General features: G+C 69.9%; 15 protein-coding genes, 1 tRNA gene and 2 pseudogenes. 10 read left to right on the top strand and 8 right to left on the bottom strand.

Going from position 1 to position 19,309, the window contains the following annotated elements; translation table 11 throughout:
• The first annotated feature begins 134 nt into the window (after window positions 1-134).
• From P1N55_RS17420 to P1N55_RS17410, 3 genes and pseudogenes are all read left to right on the top strand, one after another.
• Window positions 135-947, top strand: coding sequence for a hypothetical protein (locus tag P1N55_RS17420; protein ID WP_276276748.1), 813 nt, complete (start codon window positions 135-137; stop codon window positions 945-947).
• A complete protein-coding gene (locus P1N55_RS17415; RefSeq protein ID WP_276276747.1) occupies window positions 940-2,268 on the top strand; it encodes a S8 family serine peptidase in 1,329 nt (442 codons plus the stop codon). The genes P1N55_RS17420 and P1N55_RS17415 overlap by 8 nt, the downstream gene beginning before the upstream one ends.
• A 64-nt stretch (window positions 2,269-2,332) precedes the next feature.
• Window positions 2,333-2,940 (top strand): annotated as a pseudogene (locus P1N55_RS17410) (ArsR/SmtB family transcription factor).
• A gap of 268 nt (window positions 2,941-3,208) precedes the next feature.
• On the opposite strand, the gene P1N55_RS17405 reads toward P1N55_RS17410, so the two are convergent.
• Window positions 3,209-4,594, bottom strand: coding sequence for a DUF7827 domain-containing protein (locus tag P1N55_RS17405; protein WP_276276746.1), 1,386 nt, complete (start codon window positions 4,592-4,594; stop codon window positions 3,209-3,211).
• A 336-nt stretch (window positions 4,595-4,930) separates the two neighbouring features.
• Between P1N55_RS17405 and P1N55_RS17400 the strand changes: the two genes are divergently transcribed.
• Both P1N55_RS17400 and P1N55_RS17395 read left to right on the top strand, forming a co-directional pair.
• A complete protein-coding gene (locus P1N55_RS17400) occupies window positions 4,931-6,367 on the top strand; it encodes a sulfatase (RefSeq protein WP_276276745.1) in 1,437 nt (478 codons plus the stop codon).
• Window positions 6,368-6,373: 6 nt separating this feature from the next.
• On the top strand, window positions 6,374-6,784 hold the full coding sequence (locus P1N55_RS17395) for a GtrA family protein (RefSeq protein ID WP_276276744.1): 411 nt from the start codon (window positions 6,374-6,376) through the stop codon (window positions 6,782-6,784).
• Window position 6,785: 1 nt separating this feature from the next.
• On the opposite strand, the gene P1N55_RS17390 is transcribed toward P1N55_RS17395, so the two are convergent.
• Window positions 6,786-7,793, bottom strand: a complete 1,008-nt coding sequence (locus P1N55_RS17390; protein ID WP_276276743.1) for a Gfo/Idh/MocA family protein — start codon at window positions 7,791-7,793, stop codon at window positions 6,786-6,788.
• Window positions 7,794-7,903: 110 nt separating this feature from the next.
• On the opposite strand from P1N55_RS17390, the gene P1N55_RS17385 reads away from it, so the two are divergent.
• From P1N55_RS17385 to P1N55_RS17370, 4 genes and pseudogenes are all read left to right on the top strand, one after another.
• Window positions 7,904-9,889 (top strand): hydantoinase/oxoprolinase family protein, encoded by a 1,986-nt coding sequence (locus P1N55_RS17385; protein WP_276276742.1) that lies wholly within the window; start codon window positions 7,904-7,906, stop codon window positions 9,887-9,889.
• Window positions 9,886-11,434, top strand: a pseudogene (locus P1N55_RS17380) (hydantoinase B/oxoprolinase family protein). The gene P1N55_RS17385 and the pseudogene P1N55_RS17380 overlap by 4 nt, the downstream one beginning before the upstream one ends.
• A 121-nt stretch (window positions 11,435-11,555) precedes the next feature.
• On the top strand, window positions 11,556-12,002 hold the full coding sequence (locus P1N55_RS17375) for a YybH family protein (protein WP_276276741.1): 447 nt from the start codon (window positions 11,556-11,558) through the stop codon (window positions 12,000-12,002).
• Window positions 12,003-12,056: 54 nt separating this feature from the next.
• A tRNA-Ser gene (locus P1N55_RS17370) sits at window positions 12,057-12,141 on the top strand.
• 71 nt (window positions 12,142-12,212) lie between these two features.
• On the opposite strand, the gene P1N55_RS17365 is transcribed toward P1N55_RS17370, so the two are convergent.
• From P1N55_RS17365 to P1N55_RS17340, 6 genes are all read right to left on the bottom strand, one after another.
• Window positions 12,213-12,875, bottom strand: a complete 663-nt coding sequence (locus tag P1N55_RS17365) for a DUF502 domain-containing protein (protein ID WP_276276740.1) — start codon at window positions 12,873-12,875, stop codon at window positions 12,213-12,215.
• Between the two features lie 42 nt (window positions 12,876-12,917).
• The gene (locus P1N55_RS17360; protein WP_276276739.1) at window positions 12,918-14,780 is read right to left on the bottom strand and encodes a DUF2070 family protein; all 1,863 of its coding nucleotides are present in this window, start codon (window positions 14,778-14,780) and stop codon (window positions 12,918-12,920) included.
• Window positions 14,781-14,829: 49 nt separating this feature from the next.
• Window positions 14,830-15,399 (bottom strand): GMP synthase subunit A, encoded by a 570-nt coding sequence (locus tag P1N55_RS17355; RefSeq protein WP_276276738.1) that lies wholly within the window; start codon window positions 15,397-15,399, stop codon window positions 14,830-14,832.
• A gap of 52 nt (window positions 15,400-15,451) precedes the next feature.
• Window positions 15,452-16,540 carry an ATP-binding protein gene (locus P1N55_RS17350; protein WP_276276737.1) on the bottom strand — a complete coding sequence of 363 codons (1,089 nt, stop codon included), beginning with the start codon at window positions 16,538-16,540 and terminating at the stop codon, window positions 15,452-15,454.
• 103 nt (window positions 16,541-16,643) lie between these two features.
• The gene (locus tag P1N55_RS17345; protein ID WP_276276736.1) at window positions 16,644-17,222 is read right to left on the bottom strand and encodes a DUF7097 family protein; all 579 of its coding nucleotides are present in this window, start codon (window positions 17,220-17,222) and stop codon (window positions 16,644-16,646) included.
• A gap of 26 nt (window positions 17,223-17,248) precedes the next feature.
• A complete protein-coding gene (locus tag P1N55_RS17340) occupies window positions 17,249-18,772 on the bottom strand; it encodes a PAS domain S-box protein (protein WP_276276735.1) in 1,524 nt (507 codons plus the stop codon).
• A 120-nt stretch (window positions 18,773-18,892) separates the two neighbouring features.
• Between P1N55_RS17340 and P1N55_RS17335 the strand changes: the two genes are divergently transcribed.
• On the top strand, window positions 18,893-19,240 hold the full coding sequence (locus P1N55_RS17335) for a DUF192 domain-containing protein (RefSeq protein WP_276276734.1): 348 nt from the start codon (window positions 18,893-18,895) through the stop codon (window positions 19,238-19,240).
• Window positions 19,241-19,309 lie beyond the last annotated feature (69 nt).

The raw sequence follows: 19,309 nt of genomic DNA, 5'->3' as shown, positions 1-19,309 counted from the left end.
TCATTCCTCCCCGGGATTAAACTGTATCGACGTCCCGGGGACGGGAGACGGTCGGCCAGCGCCGCCGGCCCCAGACTACGACGCCGGTTTGAGCGTTCCGGGGACATTTTACTGCGGGGACAGAAGGCCCGCCAATGGCGAGTCTACGGGCCGCCCTCGTCTGTCTGCTCGTCCTCAGCGCCGGGTGTACGACGCTCGCGAGCGGTCCGAACCAACCGGACACGACGACCGAAGCGACGCCGACCACCCCGCCTGGCGTCGCGGAGGACGCCGTCGACGCCGCCGCCCTCGTCGCCGCTCACGAGCGGTCGCTCGCGGGTGCGAGCGTTCACCTGGAGACCGTCCGGTCGAACCGGACCGCCGAGACGAACGGGACCGTCAGGACGCGGGTGTGGGTTGACGACAACGGAACCTCGCGTACCATCGAGGTCCGTGAACGCGGTGCCGAACGTCGGCGCGTCGAGACGTGGCGCGGCCCCGCAGCCGGCTACCGGCGCGGCGACGACCAGCGAGTGACCGCGGTCCGGAGCGACGTCGCCCCGGCGACCCGCTACCGGACGGCGCGACTCGAACGGTGGCTCTCGGCCGGACGGTACACCGTGCGCACCGTCGAGGACGGCACGCCGCGACGGTACGTACTCGTGGCCGACGACGGTGGCCCGCCGAGCGGCGAGCGACTGGAAGCCGACGAGGTCCGGTACGAGGGACGGGCCGTCGTCACCGCCGGCGGGCGCATCGAGCTGTTTGCCGTGACATTTGTGACCGTCGAGCGCAACAAGTGGGGCCGACACGTCCGGGCGCGGACGTACACCTACCGGGTGGTGGCTGCCGGCGGAGTGACCGTCGACCGACCGGACTGGGTCCGGAGTCGGGCCCAGTCGGTCGGTCGCGGCCAGACAGTAGGAGCGGGAACAGCAGACACCCCGGGAGGAGTGAGCGATGCCTGACCGGGTCCGGGTCGCGGTGGCGCTGGCGGTCGTCGGGATACCGCTGCTCACCCTCGGAATCGGCGCGGTCGCGGTGACGACGGCGCCGTCGCCGGCACCCGACGGGACCGCGGCCGGGGACGCGGAGCCGGCGGTCGCGACGAACGAGGGCGAGTTCAAGCGACTCCACCGGGTCGGGACAACCGGTTCGAACGTCTCTATCGGTGTGGTCGACGTCGCCGGGTTCGACCTCGATTCGCGCGCGCTGTCGGGTCACATCCGAGAGACCCGTGCGTTCGGTCGGGGCGGGGTCCGTGGGGGAACCAACAGCCACGGTACAGCCACCGCGACCGTCCTCGCTCGGACCGCGCCCGACGCCGACCTCTACCTGACGCGGGTCGGCGGGGTCGACAGCTATCGCCGCGCCGTCGAGTGGCTGACCCGCCGTGACGTCGACGTGATCGTCGCGCCGGTCTCGTTCTACGGCCAGCCCGGCGACGGGACCGGCCCCGTGGCCCGGGCCGCCGAGCGGGCCACAGAGGATGGAACACTCGTCGTCGCGCCCGCCGGAAACCTCGCGGACGCCCACTGGCAGGGGACCTACGACCGCACCGCCGTCGACGACGGCGTCCTCCAGTTCGACGGCGAGAGCCGGCGCAACAGGCTCCGGGGCGGGACACGGGTGACGATGTGGCTGTCGTGGGAGCGGGCACACGCCGACGAGGACTACACACTCGAACTGTACAGCGAGAACGGGAGTTCGCCGCGACTGGTCGCCCGCTCACAGCCCTACCGCGCCGACGACGTGCCAAACGAGCGGATCGTCGCCGACGTCTCGCCGGGCGAGTACTTCGTCGTCGTCCGCGGCCCGCCGGACCCGACCGGCGCCCGCCTCCGCGTCGTCTCGCCCACCCACGAGTTACAGCACTCGACCCCGAGGGGGAGCCTGGTCGCCCCGGCGACGGCTCACGGGGTACTCGCGGTCGGGGCGTACAACAGCCGGGTCGACCGGGTCGAACCGTTCAGTTCGCGCGGGCCGACGGCCGACGGCCGAACGGGCCTCGACGTGGTCGCTCCGGACCGCCGGTTCGCCGCCGTCTCCGACCGGGGGTTCGTCGGGTCGTCTGCGGCCGTCCCCTACGTCGGTGGGACCGCCGCACTCGTGCTGGGCGCGGACGACTCGCTCTCGCCGCGGCACGTCGAACTCCTGCTCGAACTCACGAGCGAGGACGTCGCGGCGACCGGTGTCGACTACGCGACCGGCCACGGCGAGGTCGACCCCGTCGCTGCGGTCCGCGCGGCCGACAACCGGACGGCCGCGGACGGTGGCGAAACCGGTTAAATCTGGTTTTTAGTCCCCCGCAGGCCTTTGTAGGCTCGGCTTTCAGTACACGCTAGCGACACGTATGTCGGGACTCATCGACCAGATTCAACAACGAACTGCGGCCCCGACGAGACGCCGCGCGTGCTCGACGTCGACGAGCGGGCGGCCGACGAAGTGCTCGACGCGCTGGCGTCGGACACCGGCCGGGCGCTGTTCCGGACGCTGTTCGACCAGCCGGGAACGCCCTCGGAGATCGCCGAGCGGTGTGACACCTCCGTCCAGAACGTCCACTACCACGTGACGAACCTCCGCGAGGCCGGCCTCATCGAGCCCATCGAGACCGTCTACTCAGAGAAGGGCAACGAGATGACCGTCTACGGGCCGGCGAGCGACCCCATCGTCTTCGTCGGCGACGGCGATATGCGGCCACGCCTGCAACAATCGCTGACAGACGTGGTCGCGGGCCTCGGATTGCTCGGCCTCGCGAGCCTGTTCGTCCAGTGGGGGGCGAAACGGCTCGCGAACCCCGCCACCGGTGGCGTCCTCGGACCGGCCAGCCCCACAGCGGCCTCGCCGGACCCCGGCGGGTCGCTCGCGTGGCTGGTCTTCGAGGTGTTCGAACCCGGACTCCTGTTTTTCTGTGGCTGTCTCGCCGTCCTCGGGCTGGCCGTCGCCGTCGCTCGGCGGTAGTCTCGCCCGAGAGACAGTATCGCAGCCGTGCGATAGAACACGGTCGAGAGCCGGACGATCTGCTACTTGAGGGGGCGTAGCATCAACCGGTTCCGGACGCGGGACCCGGACGATCGCCGGATCTCCGTGTGACACTCCCTTCGCGCGGTCGGCGCGGTGAGGACGGCGCAGCCACGAGACGACTGGCAAAGAACACTGCGGCGAGCGGTACGCGTCGAGGCGTGCCGGTGCCGGCTCGGACGGCACATCGGACCGCGCGGCGGGGGCCTCAGCCGACGACCGACCGGAAGAGCAACACCGCCGCGGCAGTGGCCAGAATGCCACCGACGGCGAGCGAGCCGACGCCGGCACCGAGGTCACGGCCCGACGGGGACGAGGAGGTGTCCGCGTCCGACAGCGCGGCCGTCTGGGTCGCCGTCGGGGTCGCCTCGTCACCGCTCGGCTGGACGACGAGCGTCCCGATGTCGTCGACGTCCGCGCCGATGTCGGTCCCGCGTGCCAGCGAGAGGTCGTAGTCGCCCGCGTCGAGGCGCGTATCGAGGGCGACCTCCGACCCGGGTTCGACCGTGACGTTGTCGGCCGTCCCCGCCGTCGAGAGCGTCGTCCCGTCGTGCCCGGCGGCGGCCGTGTCGAACAGCAGCGTCACCCGACCGTCGCCGTCGCCGTCACGGACCGTCCCGTTGATCTCGTACCCGGATTCGGGACCGCCGATGGAGACGGTGGCGGCGTCGGCGCTCCGAAGCGAGATGGCGATTCGCGCCGTCTCGCCCTGTCGCGTGCGGACGATGCTCCGTTCGAACCCGAACTCGGGGCCTTCGGAGACGTTGTACTGCGTGTCGTTCGTACCGTCGTCGGTGATAGAGAGTGTGCCGACGGCGGCCGGTTGCCCGGCAGTTCCGGTGCCTTCGTACAGCCGAATATCGTAGGGGGCCGGGTCGAGTGTCGACGGGAGAGCCGGTTCGTCGTTCGTCACCGTCAGATCGTCGTCGGAGTCCGCGATAGCCAGCGTCGCGCCGTCGGTCCCCGCGTTGCTGGTGTTGAACAGCACTCGTGCCTCGCCGTCGGCGTCGCCGTCACGGACCGTCGCGTTGATGACGTAGTTCACGTCGGGGCCGCCGATGGAGACGGTGGCCACTTCCACCCCTTCCATCGAGAGCGGGATGGTCGCAGTGGCGCCCTGTTCGACTGCCGTGACCCGGCGCACGTCGAGCCCGGACCCTTCCCAATCAGTCTCCGTCGGCGTGGGGGTGGATGCCGGCGTCGGGGGTGCCGGGTCCGAGCAGTTGCCGTCACACGCGACGACCCTGGTGTCGCGCTCGACGAGCGTCTCGCCGTCGGAGTGGACCACGAGGTTGACGCTGGTGTTGGCCGGGACCGGACTCATGTCGAACGTCGCGGCGAAGGTCCCGTTCTGGAGGACGCGGGTGGTATCCTGCTTGAGGAAGGGGTTGCTGGCGTTATTCGACCGGAGGCGAACGGTCAGTTCCGACCCCGGACTGAGGGTCGTCTCGCCACTGACGACCTGCCGGTCGTCGGCGTGTAGGGGGAAACTCCCCGCGTCGATCGTCGCCGTCTGGTCGGCGGCGGCCGGGGCGGCGCCGACGACGGCCGCACCGAGCAAGAGGCCGACGAGTGCGAACGCGCGCAGTCTCACGGTACCACCTCCAGACGCACGGTGGAGCCAAGCGCAATTTGGTGGCGTGTACTCGAACACGGCTGGGTTGGAGGGCAGTATTGCATCGTTGCACTCGCCAGGTTGTCCCGGACGGGATAAACCGCCCGCGGTAGGTAAAATCCATATTGAATCCGGAGCCATCCACGAAGACGCCGTTCGACGGTTCTCTCGGGAAACCAGAAGATTCAGTACTTCGTGAGCAGTGTACTAGGTATGTGGCTACGAAGTCGTGGGAAGGTCGATACTGCTGTCATTCTCTCTCTGTGTGGCCGCGGACGGGGACGCTGGCACGGACACGGCGCTGAGGTGGCGTAGATGTCGGGCCCCGCCGCAACCAACGTCGTCCTCGTCACCGTCGATTCGCTGCGGGCCGACGCGCTGGATAACGACGACGGGGTTTCGCCGGTGCTCGACGACCTGGCCGACGGCGGCGTCGTCTTCGAGAACGCGTTCGCACAGGGCAACTGGACGCCGTTCTCGTTCCCCAGCATCCTCGGGTCCCGGCCGGTCTTTGCCGAACGCCCCGACATCGGCCTGGCGTCCACGCCGTCGATAGCCGAACGGCTCTCCGAGGCCGGGTTCGCGACGGCGGGGTTCAACGCCGCGAACGGGTTCCTGACAGACCCGTGGGGGTACGACCGCGGCTTCGACGAGTTCGAACCGTTCGTCGACAGCGGCGGATACAGCAAGTACCTCGCGGCCCATCCGACCGTCCAGGCGTGGGTCCAGCTGGCGACGTCGCCGTTCCGCCGTGCAGCGACGGTACTCAGCGGCGGGTCAGACGACCGCCCGTTCGCCGACATCTCGCGCATGGGCGATCTCGAGGACAACGCGGTCCAGTTCCTCCGGGAGACGGAGGACGGCTTCTTCCTGTGGATCCACTACATGGACACGCACACGCCGTACGTGCCCGCCCCCCGACACCTCCGCGAGGTTGCCGACGCCCGCCTGAGCGTCGTCCGGATGCTCAGTTCCCACGTGCGAACCGGACTGGGCTGGGACGTCGACGAGCGCACGCTGGAGACGCTGGAGACGCTGTACGCGGCCACCGTCCGGCAGGTCGACGCCAGCGTCGGCCGCATCATGGAGACGCTCGAGGCCGAGGGCTTCGCCGACGAGACGGCCGTCGTCGTCGCCGGCGACCACGGCGAGGAGTTTCTCGAACACGGCCACCTCGCGCACTACCCGAAACTGTACCGCGAGCTCGTCGACGTACCGCTGTTCGTCTCCCGGCCGGGGGGACCGAGCGGGACGATCGACGCCCCGGTCGGCCTCGACTCGATTCCGCCGACCGTCTGTGACCTGCTCGGCGTCGCTCCCGCCGAGGCGTGGGAGGGGCCGTCGCTCGTCGGGGCGCTCGACGGGGCGGCACCGCTCGCGGACCAGACGCCGATCGTCTCCGCGGCCGTGCGGGGCGAGAGCGTCACAAGTCAGCCCATCCCGCGCCGACTCGACGACGGCGAGTTGCTCCTCAGCGCGCGCGACGAGCGCTGGACCTACATCGAACACACCGACTCCGGCCACCGCGAGCTGTACGACCGGGACGCAGATCCCGGGGAACAGCGGGACCTGTGTTCCGAGGCGACGGCCGAGCGCGCGCCGACGCCGGTGCTGGACCGCCTCTCGCGGGCCGTCAGCGAGCACGCGGACCGACTCCAGGCGGCCAGCGAGAGCTCGGCGGGCGAGGAGCCCGGCGACGGCCAGGCGTCAGACGAGATAACGGCAAGACTAAGGGCGCTCGGTTACCAGTAGCGACGAATGGCGCTCGCCCAGCGGTCGCCAGTCCGGATTGACAGGCTCGTCCGGTTCTTTCTCGTCGGGCTGACAGCCGCGGGTGTCCAGACGCTGCTCCTGTGGATGTTCGTCGACCTGGGCGGCGCGAACTACCTCGTCGGCGCGTTCGTCGCCATCGAGCTGACCATCATCTTCCAGTACGTCCTCAACAACCACTGGACGTTCCACCGATCGCGACACACGACGCTCCGGGAGTACTTCGTCGGGATGGGCAAGACGAACCTCGTGCGGGGGACGGCCATCCCCATCCAGCTTGGTATCCTCTTTGCGCTTGTCACCTGGGGCAGCCAGGAGTACCTCGTCGCCAACGCCGTGGCCATCGCGCTGACAGGCATCTATCGCTACTCGCTGGACACACACTGGACGTGGGGCTAGGTCACAGCGAGAGGGTGACTTTCTCGCCGGTCCGTGCCGATTCGTAGGCCGCCTCCGTTATCGCGGTCACGACCAGCGCGTCGCGAGCGGTGGCTGGCGGGTCACGGCCCTCGACGACGGCGTCGATGAACGCCTGTGCCTTGCTCCACTCCGACGGACGGATGTAGGGTGTCGTAGTCGTGCTGTCGCCGTCGACTTCCCGGTACCGTCGGGGCTCCCACTCCCGGCCGTCGAGGTACACCGCGCCGTCGTCGTCCCAGATGTGGATGTGCTCGCGGACGGCCGGGGCGTCACCGAACAGCGACACCGTCGCCGTCGCGCCGTTCTCGAAGCCGATAGTGACCAGTGCCCGCGAGTCGACGCGCCGGGCGTCGTCGTGGAAGGTCATCTCGGCGCTGACCCAGTCGGGCGTCAGCCCGGTCGTCCAGCAGATGGCATCGAGGATGTGGCTCCCGGTGTCATAGAGGAACCCGCCGCCGGAGTGGTCGGCGTCGGTCCGCCAGGTGCCGCCGACCCCCTCGATCCACCGCTGGGTTATCTCGGCCGTGACGAAGCGGGGCTCGGCGTCGCCGGCCGCCCACCGCTCGCGCGCCTTGCGGAACCCGTCCTCGAGGTGGCGCTGGTAGCCGACCATCAGGACCGCCTCGCCCGACTCGGCGCGGTCTGTGAGGTCCCGCGCGTGCTCGAGATCCGTCGCGAGCGGCTTCTCACAGAGGACGTGCAGGCCCCGGTCCATCGCGGCGACGACCTGCTCGTAGTGGAGGGTGTGGGGCGTCGCGACGAGGACGGCGTCGAGGTCGGCATCGGCGAGCATCCGCTCGTAGTCGTCGTAGCGACCGGTCGCCGGGAGGCCGAAATCGTCGCCGACGGACTCGCGGGTCTCGTCGTCTACCTCGGCGATGGCGACCAGCGAGGCGCGGTCGTCCCACTGGAAGTCGCCCCCGACGGTCTGCCCGATGAACCCACAGCCGGCGACGCCGACGCGGACCGGTGTCGATGAACGTGTCACCCCAGAACCGTCCCCCGCAGCGGGCAAATCTCTTGCGGGACCACGTGCCCAGGCCCTCCGAAAGGGGGCCCGTGTGAGGAGCGTTTCCCGCCGGCGGTCCGACGGGGCGTATGCACGATTCGGTTCGGGTGGGCGTCGACGTCGGGGGGACCTTCACCGACGTGGTCCTGGTGACGCCTTCCGGGATGACGACGGCGAAGGTGCCGACGACGAGTCCCCAGCACGCCGGCGTCCTCGAGGGCATCGAGACGGCCTGCGCGCAGGCGGCCGTCGACCTGTCGGTCGTCGACACCTTCCGGCACGCGACGACGGCGGCGACCAACGCGCTGCTGGAGGAGCGGGTCGCCGAGACGGCGCTCGTCACCACCGCGGGGTTCGGCGACGTGCTGGCCATCGGCCGCCAGGACCGCCCCGACCTCTACGACCCGGGTTCCGACCGCCCGGCGCCGCTGGTGCCCGACGAGCGCCGCTACGAGGTCGACGAGCGGGCAACGACCGAGGGCATCGACCGCGAGGTCGACCCCGAGGCCGTCCGGGCACTCGCAGGAGACATCGAGGCCGAGGCTGTCGCCGTCGCCTTCCTGCACGCCTACGCCCACCCCGAGAACGAACGCACGATCACCGCGATACTCCGCGAGGAGCTCGACGTCCCGGTCTCGGCTAGCCACGAGGTGCTGGCGGAGTTCCGCGAGTTCGAGCGCACCGCGACGACGGTGGCCGACGCCGGGCTGACGCCGGTCGTCGGCGAGTACCTCGAACGGCTCTCGGCGGGCGTCGACGAGCGCGACCTGCCGGCCCCGATGGTGATGCAGTCCAACGGCGGCATCGCCTCGGTCGAGACAGTCCGGGACAACGCCGTGACGACGGCGCTGTCGGGCCCGGCGGCCGGTGTCGTCGGCGCCAGCGCCTTCGAACCCGACGACGTCGCGGGGCTGGTCACCTTCGACATGGGCGGGACCTCGAGCGACGTCTCGCTGGTCCGGGACGGGCGCGTCGAGCGGACGACGGACGCGGGCGTGGGCGGGCGCCCGGTCAGGGTCCCGATGGTCGACGTCGAGACGGTCGGCGCGGGCGGTGGCTCCGTCGCCTGGGTCGACGAGGGCGGGGCGCTCCGCGTCGGCCCCCGATCGGCCGGCGCCGACCCCGGGCCGGCCTGCTACGGCAAGGGCGGCACGGACCCGACAGTGACCGACGCCGCCCTGGAGCTGGGGTACCTGGGGGCCGACACCACGCTCGGTGAGGGGCTCGAACTCGACGCCTGCGCGGCGACCGACGCGCTCGCCGACCTCGCCGCGGACGCGGCCCTCGACGGTCCCCTCGCGGCCGCCGAGGGGGTCTACACCGTCGCGAACGCCACGATGACCCGCGCCATCCGGAGCGTGACCGCCGAGCGGGGCCACGACCCCCGCGAGTTCGCCATCGCGGCCTTCGGCGGCGCGGGTCCGATGCACGCCGCGGCGCTTGCCGACCGTCTGGGCGTCGGGCACGTGGTCGTCCCGCGGGCCAGCGGCGTCCTCTCGGCGCTCGGCCTGCTGGCCGCCGACGAACAGCACGACGCCGCCCGGACCTATCGGACCCGCCTCGACGAGGCCGACACCGAGGCCGTCGAGGACGTACTGGAGGACCTCGCGGCCGAGGCGCTGGCCGACGCCGCCGACCCGGGGGCGGCGACGGTCACCTTCCAGGCCGACTGCCGGTACGCCGGCCAGAGTTACGAACTGGGCGTCGACGTCGCGGACTTCGACCGCGCGACGCTCGGGGCCCGGTTCCACGCGGCCCACGAGCGCGCCCACGGCTACCGCCTGCCCGAGGAACCGGTCGAAATCGTGACGCTCCGGGCGCGGGCGACGGTCGACCACGCGATGCCGCCGCTGTCGCACGCGGCGACGACCGACGCGGACGCCGGTCGCCGCGAGGTCCGCTTCGACGGCGAGTGGTGCGAGACGCCGGTGCTTTACTGGGCGGGGCTGGCGCCCGGTACCGAGCGGCCCGGTCCGGCCGTCGTCGAGGGCGGCGAGAGCACCGTCGTGGTCCCGCCGGCGTGGTCGCTGGCCGTCGACGACCGCGGGACGCTCCACCTGGAGGGCGAGGCATGACGCCGGACCTCGACGCCGTCGAACTCGAGATACTCCGCAACCAGCTGGAGAGCGTCGCCGAGGAGATGGGCGAGGTGCTCGTCCGCGGCGCCTTCTCCCCGAACATCACCGAGCGCCTGGACTGCTCGACGGCGCTGTTCGACGCCGCGGGCCGCCTGGTCGCCCAGGCCGAGCACATCCCCGTCCACCTGGGCGCGATGCCCGAGGCCGTCGACGCGGTCCGGGACGAGGGCCCGGCGCCCGGCGACGTCTTCATCCTCAACGACCCCTTCGAGGGCGGGACCCACCTGCCGGATGTCACGCTCGTCTCGCCCATCGTCCCCCACGACGACGTCGTCGGCTACGCCGTCTCGCGGGCCCACCACGCCGACGTCGGCGGGATGGCCCCCGGGAGCATGCCGGCCGGCGCACGCGAGATACACCAGGAGGGCGTCCGGATTCCGCCGCTGCGCCTCGTCGCCGACGGCGAGCGACAGGACGGCGTCTGGGACCTGCTGGCGGCGAACGTCCGCAATCCCGCCGAGCGCCGGGCCGACCTCCGTGCCCAGGTCGCCGCCAACGAGCGGGGGGCCGAACGTGTCGGGGAGCTGCTCGACGACCACGGCGACCGCCTGCTCGCTGCGTTCGCGGCCGTCCGGGAGTACTCCCGGAACCGGGTCGAGGCCGAACTCGAGGAGATTCCCGACGGCACCTACCCCGCCAGCGACGTCATGGAGGGCGACGGCGTCACGGACGCCGACATCCCGATCGAGGTGACGGTGACCGTCGAGGGCGCCCACCTCGACGTGGACTTCGCCGGCACCGCTCCACAGGTCGACGGGAACGTCAACGCGCCGCTATCGGTCGCCAAGAGCGCCGTCTACTACGTGGTGCGGTGCGTGACCGACCCCGACGTACCGCCGAACCAGGGCTGTTACGACCCCGTCTCGGTCCACGCGCCGCCGGGGTCCCTCCTGAATCCGGCGCCACCCGCCGCAGTGGTCGGTGGGAACGTCGAGACCAGCCAGCGGGTCACCGACGTCGTCTTCCGGGCGCTGGCCGACGCCGCTCCGGAGCGCGTCCCGGCGGCCGGGCAGGGGACGATGAACAACCTCATCGTCGGCGGCCCGTCGTTCAGCTACTACGAGACCATCGGCGGTGGGATGGGCGCGACGAGCGACGCCGACGGCCCCTCGGGCATCCAGGTCGGGATGACCAACACGCTGAACACGCCCGTCGAGGCACTCGAGGCGGCCTACCCTTCGCGTCGAGGAGTACAGTCTCCGGCACGGAAGCGGCGGCGCGGGCGCCCACCGCGGCGGCGACGGACTCGTGCGGGAGGTCAGCGTCGAGACGGCCGCCACCGTCTCCCTGCTGACCGAGCGCCGCCGCCACGCCCCGTGGGGCCTCGCGGGAGGGGAAGACGGGGCCACCGGCCGCAACGTCGTCGACGGCGAGCCGGTCGGCGCGAAGGTGACCCGCGACGTGGCGGCCGGGACGACAGTCCGGGTCGAGACGCCGGGTGGTGGCGGATACGGCGACGTGGACGCGGCCGACGACTCGTGAGCCGCCGTCGAGTCTCGGGTGCTAATCCGGTGTCCGAGTGGTGACGGACTCGGACGTATCCGTGCACAATCATTGATAGCAGTATATCTGCTCGGGACGTGTTAGTCACCTGAGGTAAACAATGGCAACAGAACAAGCAGCGCCGGAAGCCGGTGTTCGAGCAGCGTCCGACCGATTCTACGAGGCGCTGGAACAGATGGCCAACGGTGACGCGAGCGCGATGCCGGACGTGTGGTCGCACGCGGACGACGTGACGACGATGCACCCCATCGGCGGCCGCGAAGTCGGCTGGGAGGAGGTCAGAGAGCCGTGGACCGCCGTCGCCGACCTGGCGTCGGACGGGAACATCACGCGAACCGACCAGCTCCTTCGCGTCTTCGGGGACCTGGCGTACGAGCTCGCGACGGAGCACGTCTCGATGCGGGTCGCGGACACGCCCATCGAGGGCGAGTACCGGGCGACCAACGTCTATCGCCTTGAGGACGGCGAGTGGAAGATGGTCCACCACCACAGCGACCTGAGCGAGCCGTTCGTGGAGGCCCTCGCGGGACTGGACGCGGGGGCCTGACCGGTCGCTGAGAATCGAAACCACTAAAGACAACAGCGGGGAACGATAGGGTGAGCCGAGGTAGCCTAGCCTGGCCAAGGCGGTTGCTTCGAGAGCAACTGTCCTCACGGACTCAGGAGTTCAAATCTCCTCCTCGGCGTTTTCTACGACCCACGCCGGTGAGTGGAAACGCCGTCGAGATTCGAGCCGACGAGCGGCGCGACTGCGCGGTCAGTTCTTCGGTTCGAGGCCGTTCTCCTCGGCCAGTTCCGGCAGGAGATTCGACTCGGACTCGGCACCCATCCCCGTCGTCACGACGAGTCGCATCCCGCGGCGGACGCTCATGTCGATCTCGTGGACCTGGTCGCCGGGGAGATACAGGAGTCGGCCGGCCGTCGGATTGGGGCTGTGGGGCAGGAAGACGGCGTACAGTTCCTCGTCGGCGACGGCCTCCATCTCGGGGGGCCCGTCGCCGGTGACCAGGCCGATAGCGTAGACGCCCTCGCGAGGGTACTCGACGAGTGCGACCCCCTCGTAGCCGGTGTTGCGCTCGACGAGCGACGTCGCTACCTGGCGGACGCTGGCATAGAGCGTGTTGACCAGGGGGATGAAGTTCACGGTGCGGCCGATGTTGCCAAAGAGGTGCTGGCCGATGCTCTTCTGGGCGAGATACCCCACGAGCGTGATGGCGGCGAGGATGAGCACCGCCGCGACCAGCTGGGCGGCGACCTCGTTGCCCGTGTACAGTGTCAGGCGCGTACCCTGCACCACGGGGTCGACGAACTGGAGCGACCAGTTGACGAGAATCCGGAGGACAAAGAGGGTCACCACGAGCGGCGTCAACAGGATGAGCCCGGAGACGAAGCTGTTCTTGACGGCGTCCGTGAGCGTCATGTGCCCATCCAACGACCGGGGGTCCCTTATCTCTTGAACCCGCTAGAAGCCGGTCAGCGAGAAGATGAGGACGCTGACGGCCATCACCGCGAGGATGAACGCCGCCGCGAGGGCTCCACCCAGCGAGACCATCGCGTTGGCCGTCGAGGCCAGCGTCTCTGTGCGGTCGTTGCCGAAGACGGTGACCTCGGCGGTCTCGCTTTCCATCCCCGCCTCGACGGATTCGAGGTCGGCGACGGCCCGGTCGACCAGGTCGTCGATGAGGGCGACGATCTCGGCGGGCGGGATGGCCTGGCCGACCTGGTTTTCGGCCTCGACGGTGTTGACGATGTGGGTGTCGCTGGTCATCACCTCCAGCATGTCGACGCCGTCGACGGTGTCGACGATGTTGTCGCGCAGCCCCGGTTCCATGTTGTTGCCGTCGACCAGGACGTAAGCCGTCGTCTGGCCGTCGACCTCGAAGACACAGACCCGGATCCCCAGCGGGCCGATGCCCTCCGCGGGTTCCCAGGGGGTCTCGTCCCAGGCGACGCCACAGCGGAGCGGCCCCGTGTCGGCGTCGGCGAGCAGGTCGCCCAGTTCCCCAGCGCCGTATATCATGTCGAACGAGCGCTGGCTCCCGGGGACGACGTGGCCCAGGTCGTCGCCCTCCAGGCCGTCGTTGCAGTTGTGGGCGTCGACCAGCAAGACGTCGTCCAGGCCGCCCGAGCGGGCCTCGGACATCGCCGAGAGGCCGACGGCGTACTCCACGTCGTCGGCGAAGCCGGGGGCGTAGGTGGTGACGACGAAGGCGTCGTCGCCGAAGGCCTGCCCGGTCAGCGTCGCCTCGCCCTCGGTCAGGCGGTGGCCGGCCGTCGCCGCCTCGGTGTACTCGATGCGGTCGTACGCCGTCTGTGCCGTCTCGAGGATGGTGTCGACCTCCTTCTCGGTGACGAGGTTGAAGTCGTGGCCGGCGGTGGCGTGGGGCGGGAAGGCAAGCCCGTCGGCGTCGTCGGCGACTCGCTTGGGGAGGTTCCCGCCGCCGATCTCGCCCATGGGGCCGGGATGAATCATCGGCAGGACGAACCGGGCCTTCTCCTCGCCGCCGGGTCGGCGCACCGAGAGGACGGTCACCGGGACCAACGCCTCCTCGCCGATGTCCTCGAAGAACTCCTCGAGTTCGTCCGAGCCCTCGGCGATGTGGCCGATGAACCCACGGAGGAAGTCGAGCGCGGAGACGCCCAGCGAGGAGCGCCATGGCTGGTCGATGACGACGAGGAACGCCCAGACCGCCAGCGCGTAGAACGCACAGATGGCCGCCAGCAGGGCGAAGTCGGCGGGAATCAGGCCCTGTATCTCGGGCGGGGCCTGCTCGGCGCGGGCCAGCATCTCCCGCAGCACCGGGTTGTCCAGGATGAACGCCGTCGCGCCGCTGTAGATGGCCAGCAGGGCGGCCGCGGCTACCGTCTGGACGCTCGCGGGGACCACCGCCGCCAGCAGCGAGTGCCGGGAGACGGCCATCAGGATGAGCAGACGGAACGCGAAGATGGAGGCAAGCGCCACCAGCAGCGTGTCGAAGACGAAGTTCTGCCCGAGTCGGGGGCTGACGAGCGCGATGACGCCCGCGACGGTGAGGAAGGCGATGGTGACGAGCTCACAGATGAGCGCGAGCAGCGACGCGCGGTTCGGGGTCAGCTGCCCGCCGAAGCGGCGGTCGACCCAGGGCGTGACGGCGCCGGCGATAGCCGTCGGGAGACCGATATAGAACACGCCCTGCCAGGCGTCGTCCAGCACGAACCGGGAGTCGAAGGCGGCGATACCGGTGAAGGCGGCGAGCAACAGGGCAAAGGTGAGACTCGAGTACCAGTTCGGGGCCCGGAAAATAAAGCGGGAGAGACTGGCGAGGTTCCCCTGTGTGGCCGTCATGTGTCAACCAAACCCCGTGTGCCGATAAATAGCCTGCGTCTGACGCGGTTCACTGCCGGGCGACCGACTGCTGCTCACAGAGGGCGACGAAGTTCTCGAAGACTTCCTCGCCCTCCTCGGTGTGGGCCACCTCCGGGTGCCACTGGACGCCGTAGATGTCCGCGTCGGTGTTGCTCATCGCCTCGACGCCACAGATGTCGGAGGTCGCGGTCCGCTCGAAGCCGTCGGGGACCTCCTTCACTTCGTCGGCGTGACTGGCCCACACCCGCGTCTCGGGATAGAGCGATCCCACGAGCGGGTCCGACTCGTCCAGGATTTCGACGGTGACGTCGGCGTAGCCGCCGTAGTCGCCGCCGCCGACCCGGCCGCCCAGCTCCTGGGCGATGAGCTGCATCCCGAGACAGATGCCAAAGACCGGCACCGCCAGGTCCAGGTAGTCGGGACAGTTGCCGATGTCCTCGATGTCCGGGCCACCCGAGAGGACGACGCCGTCGGCGTCGATCTCGTCGGCCGGCGTCGTGTTGTCAAGCAGGTCCACGTCGACGTCCATGTCGCGCAGCGCACGCTGTTCCAAGTGCGTGAACTGCCCGTGGTTGTCGATAACGGCGATACGGGTCATTACTCTCGGCAATGCCATCGTCGCGTATATATTTCCTGATACCGGGTCGGGTTCAGCGGTCGAGTAAGCCGTGCCACCGGCGGCGCTCGACCCAGCTGGCAGTCCGGAGCTCGAGTTCGACGACGTTGCCGTCGGACTCGGTGTTCCGGAAGGAGACGTCGCCGCCGTAACTCTCGACGACCCAGGTGACCAGCCAGAGCCCGACACCTTTCGAGTGGTGCAGTGGCGTCTCGCCGCCGGCGGAGAAGACGTCGAGCTCCGCGTCCGGGATGGCAGGGCAGTCGTCGCGGACCTGGACGTATGCGGTGGTGCCACGGCGCTCGACGACGACGCTGAGCGAGGGGGTCCCCTCGCTGTGGACCACCGCGTTCTCGACGAGGTTGTCGAGCACCGTCCCGAGCAGCCAGTCCGCGTGGACCACGAGTTCGTCGGGGCAGTCCAGTTCGACGGTGGCCTCGGGGTAGGCCCGCCGGACCGCCGCCACGCGGTCCCGGACGTACGGCACCACGTCGACGGGGCGCTGTGACCGCCGGTCGGCCGCGAGCGCCACGTCTATCTGCCGGGCCTTCTCCGTCGTCGTCGCCATGTCGTCGATGGTCTCCCGGAGCCGGTCGACGTGGTCGGCGGTCTCGCCCTCGGCCGTCCGTTCGAGCTGGCTCAGGTGGCCAAGCGCCACGTTGAGGTCGTTTCGCATGTCGTGGCGGAGGACGCGGTTGAGCACGTCGTTGCTCTGTGAGAGGCGACGGGCCGAGCGGCGGAGTTCGAGCAGGGCACCCACGAGGATGCCGACGAACCCGCCGACGGCGATGCTACTGGCGAGGAGGCCCGGGACGTACCGGACGAGTTCGACGTCGGAGAGGAGAACCGCGACGTTCGCGAGCGTGAGGACGGCGATGCCGAACCCACCCCACTCGGCGACGGTCCAGACCTCCTCGCCGTCGAGGCCGCTCCGGGGGAGCCAGTAGTTCGCCCCGACGAGCGAGAGCGCCGGGACCAGTCCCGAACAGACGACCAGAAGTGCATAGAGGCCGACCTGCATCGCGGTGATGGCGTGGAGCACGAGCGCGAGCGAGAGCACGACGCCCGTCCCCACCACGTACCCCATTCCAAGGGACCGCTTCGAGACCTCCGGAGCCTTCACGGGTGGCGACCTATTTCCCGAGCGGGGACTTAATCGTTACAGTCCTCGATATCAGATATGATACTCTCAGGCAGACACACGTAGCGATGCCGACAGGAACCTGTCAGGCGTCATCAGTATAGCGGTCGGCGGCCGACTCGAACCCCAGCTCGGACTGTTCCCTGGCACGTCGGCCCTCCTGTTCGGCGATGGCCTCGGGGTCCGGCGCCGCGTCGTCGTCGACGCGCGCCCACGAGCCGTGGACCTTGGCGTGACACCACCGACAGAGATAGACGGTTATCTCGTGGTCCAGGTCGTCGTCGCTCGCGCCGTCGCGGTACGAGAGGTGGTGTTCCTCGAGGAGCGGGCGCTCGTCGGCGTGGGCCATCCGGCGCTCCTCGAGTCCACACCGGACGCAGGCCCGCTCGTGGTTGCGACAGCGGAAGTGTGGACAGTCGGCCCACTTCCACTCGGGCTCTGCCCGTCCGGTGCCGGTGGCCGTTCCGTCGGCGTCCTCGGCCTGGCCGACGGCGGCGGGACAGCGAAAGCCGTCGGCGCTGCGCGCGTTCGCGAACGCCGGATCGTGGTGGCCGTGTTCGCGCGCCCAGCGGCACTTCCCCTCGTCGGTCACGAAGTCACACCGGTCGACGTGCGCGTACGGGTCGTCGACTCCGACCGAGGTTCCGCCGGGCGCTTTCTCCATGTCCGTCGGTCCGGGAGCGACGGTAATCAATCTGTCCGCCGGCTGTCGGGCACCAGGAGCGACTCCGGAGCTTCCGGCAGCCGGAGGGTCACCACCGCGCCGTGGGGGTCGCGGTCGGAGATGGTCACCTCGCCGCCGAGGCTCCGGACCAGCCAGTGAATCGACCAGAGGCCGATGCCGCTGCCGTGCTGGAGGCTCGTCTCCGTCTCGGCAGAGAGTGGCTTGCGTTCCCGCTCGGGAATCCCCGGCCCGGTGTCGGTGACGGTGACGACGACGTACTCGTCCTCGTGTCGCACCTCGAGACTGACGTAGGCCGGGTCCCCGTCCGGCGTCTCCTGGTAGCCGTGGACGACGGCGTTCTCGACGGCCTCGCGGATGGCGATGCCCAGGCGCTGGTCGCCGGCGACGGTGGCCGACGACGGCCCGTCCAGGCGGATGTCACAGTCGGGGTACTCCCGGCCGATGCGCCGGCGCTGTTCCCGGAGCAGGTCGACGACGTCGACGACGCCGGCGTTCTCGCCGCCCCGGAGCACGTTGGTCACGTCGCGAGCCTTCTCGCTCAGCCGTTCGAGTCGCCGGGCCCGCTCGACGATACGGCTGGCCGCCGCCAGGTTGGCCTCGTCGTCGAGGTCCCGCATGAGAAGGTCGCCCCGCCCCTCGATGACGTTGACCGTGTTCCGGATGTCGTGGCGGAGGACACGCTCGAGCACCGCGAGTTGCTGTTCGCGCTGTTTCCGGTCGGTCACGTCCGCGATGGCGATCATGTGTCCGGACACCGACTCGTCGGGGTCGTTGATCGGGGCCGACCAGAGGCTCACGTCGACGAGTGCCCCGTCCTTGCGCTGTCGCTGCGTCTCGATGCCGTCGATGACGTACCCCTTGTCGACGCGCTGTTTGTGCCGGCGGAACTCCTCGCGGCGGTCCTCGGGCACCAGCGGATACGGTTCATCCAGCACCTCCTCGGCCGTCCAGCCAAACAGCCGCTCGGCCCCGCTCGACCACGTCTGGACGATACCGTCACTGTCGATGGCGATGACGGCCACCGGCGAGGCCTCGACGATGGCGCTGAGGCGGTTCTCTGCGCGGGTGCTGCGGACCCGCTCGCGTTCTCTGCTGACGTCGTAGACGCCGGTGAGCAACCCGCCGACCGCCCCCGTCCCCGCGACCCACGCGGTGACGAGCCAGGGGTCGGCGAGCGTGACGCCGTGTGCCTGCTGGTAGCCGACGACCACCAGCGCCAGGACCGTGATGGGGAGCGAACCGGCCAGCGACCAGGAGACGACCCGCTTGACGGCTGCCGGTTCGTAGTCACTCGTGGCGAGCCAGGCGGCGCCGACGACCAGCGGGAGACTGAGACAGAAGAGCGCCGCCCCGGTCACGAGTCGCCAGCGCGCCGGGGCCCCGGAGTTGAACAGCTGTACGACAGTCGCGATACCGACCGCGATACCGGGGACGAGCAGCACCAGGCCGCCAAGCCACCGCCAGCGCTTTCCCGTCACCCGCGTCGAGTGGGATAGCACCTCGCCCCTCACACCGGACAGCCGAGTCATCAGTGGAACGGACACGCCCAGTGGCATTAAAACGGGGACGGATTCCCACGCGGTAAGAATCCACCAGTCACCGCCGCCGCGGACAGAACATCTAACTCCGTCTCGCTCCAGACGACGGGTATGCGCATCGTCCACGACCCGGCGGGGGCGTCCCGGCCGCTGGCTACCGACGTCGAGCGGGCCGACTCGCTTCTCCAGCAGGGCCGCGGGCTGATGCTCCGCCGGTCGATACCCGACGACTACGGCCTCGTGTTCCCCTTCGACCGGGTCGGCCGGCGCTCTATTCACATGCTGTTCGTCCGGTTCCCCATCGACGTGGTGTGGATCGCCGACGGCGAGGTCACGAAGGTCAGGACGATGCAGCCCTGGCGCTCGTTCGGGTGGGCGAAGGCCGACACGGTCCTGGAACTGCCCGCCGGGGCGGCCGAGGACGTGGCGGTCGGGGACACCGTCGTCGTCGAGCCCTGACCGCGGCGCGTATCCGTCACTTTTTATAGTGTGAGCGTGTCACGTCAGAGTACAATGTCGGAACACCCG

Source organism: Haloarcula regularis (assembly GCF_029338315.1).
Classification (GTDB): domain Archaea; phylum Halobacteriota; class Halobacteria; order Halobacteriales; family Haloarculaceae; genus Haloarcula; species Haloarcula regularis.
This window is presented reverse-complemented; position numbering and strand designations above follow the sequence as displayed.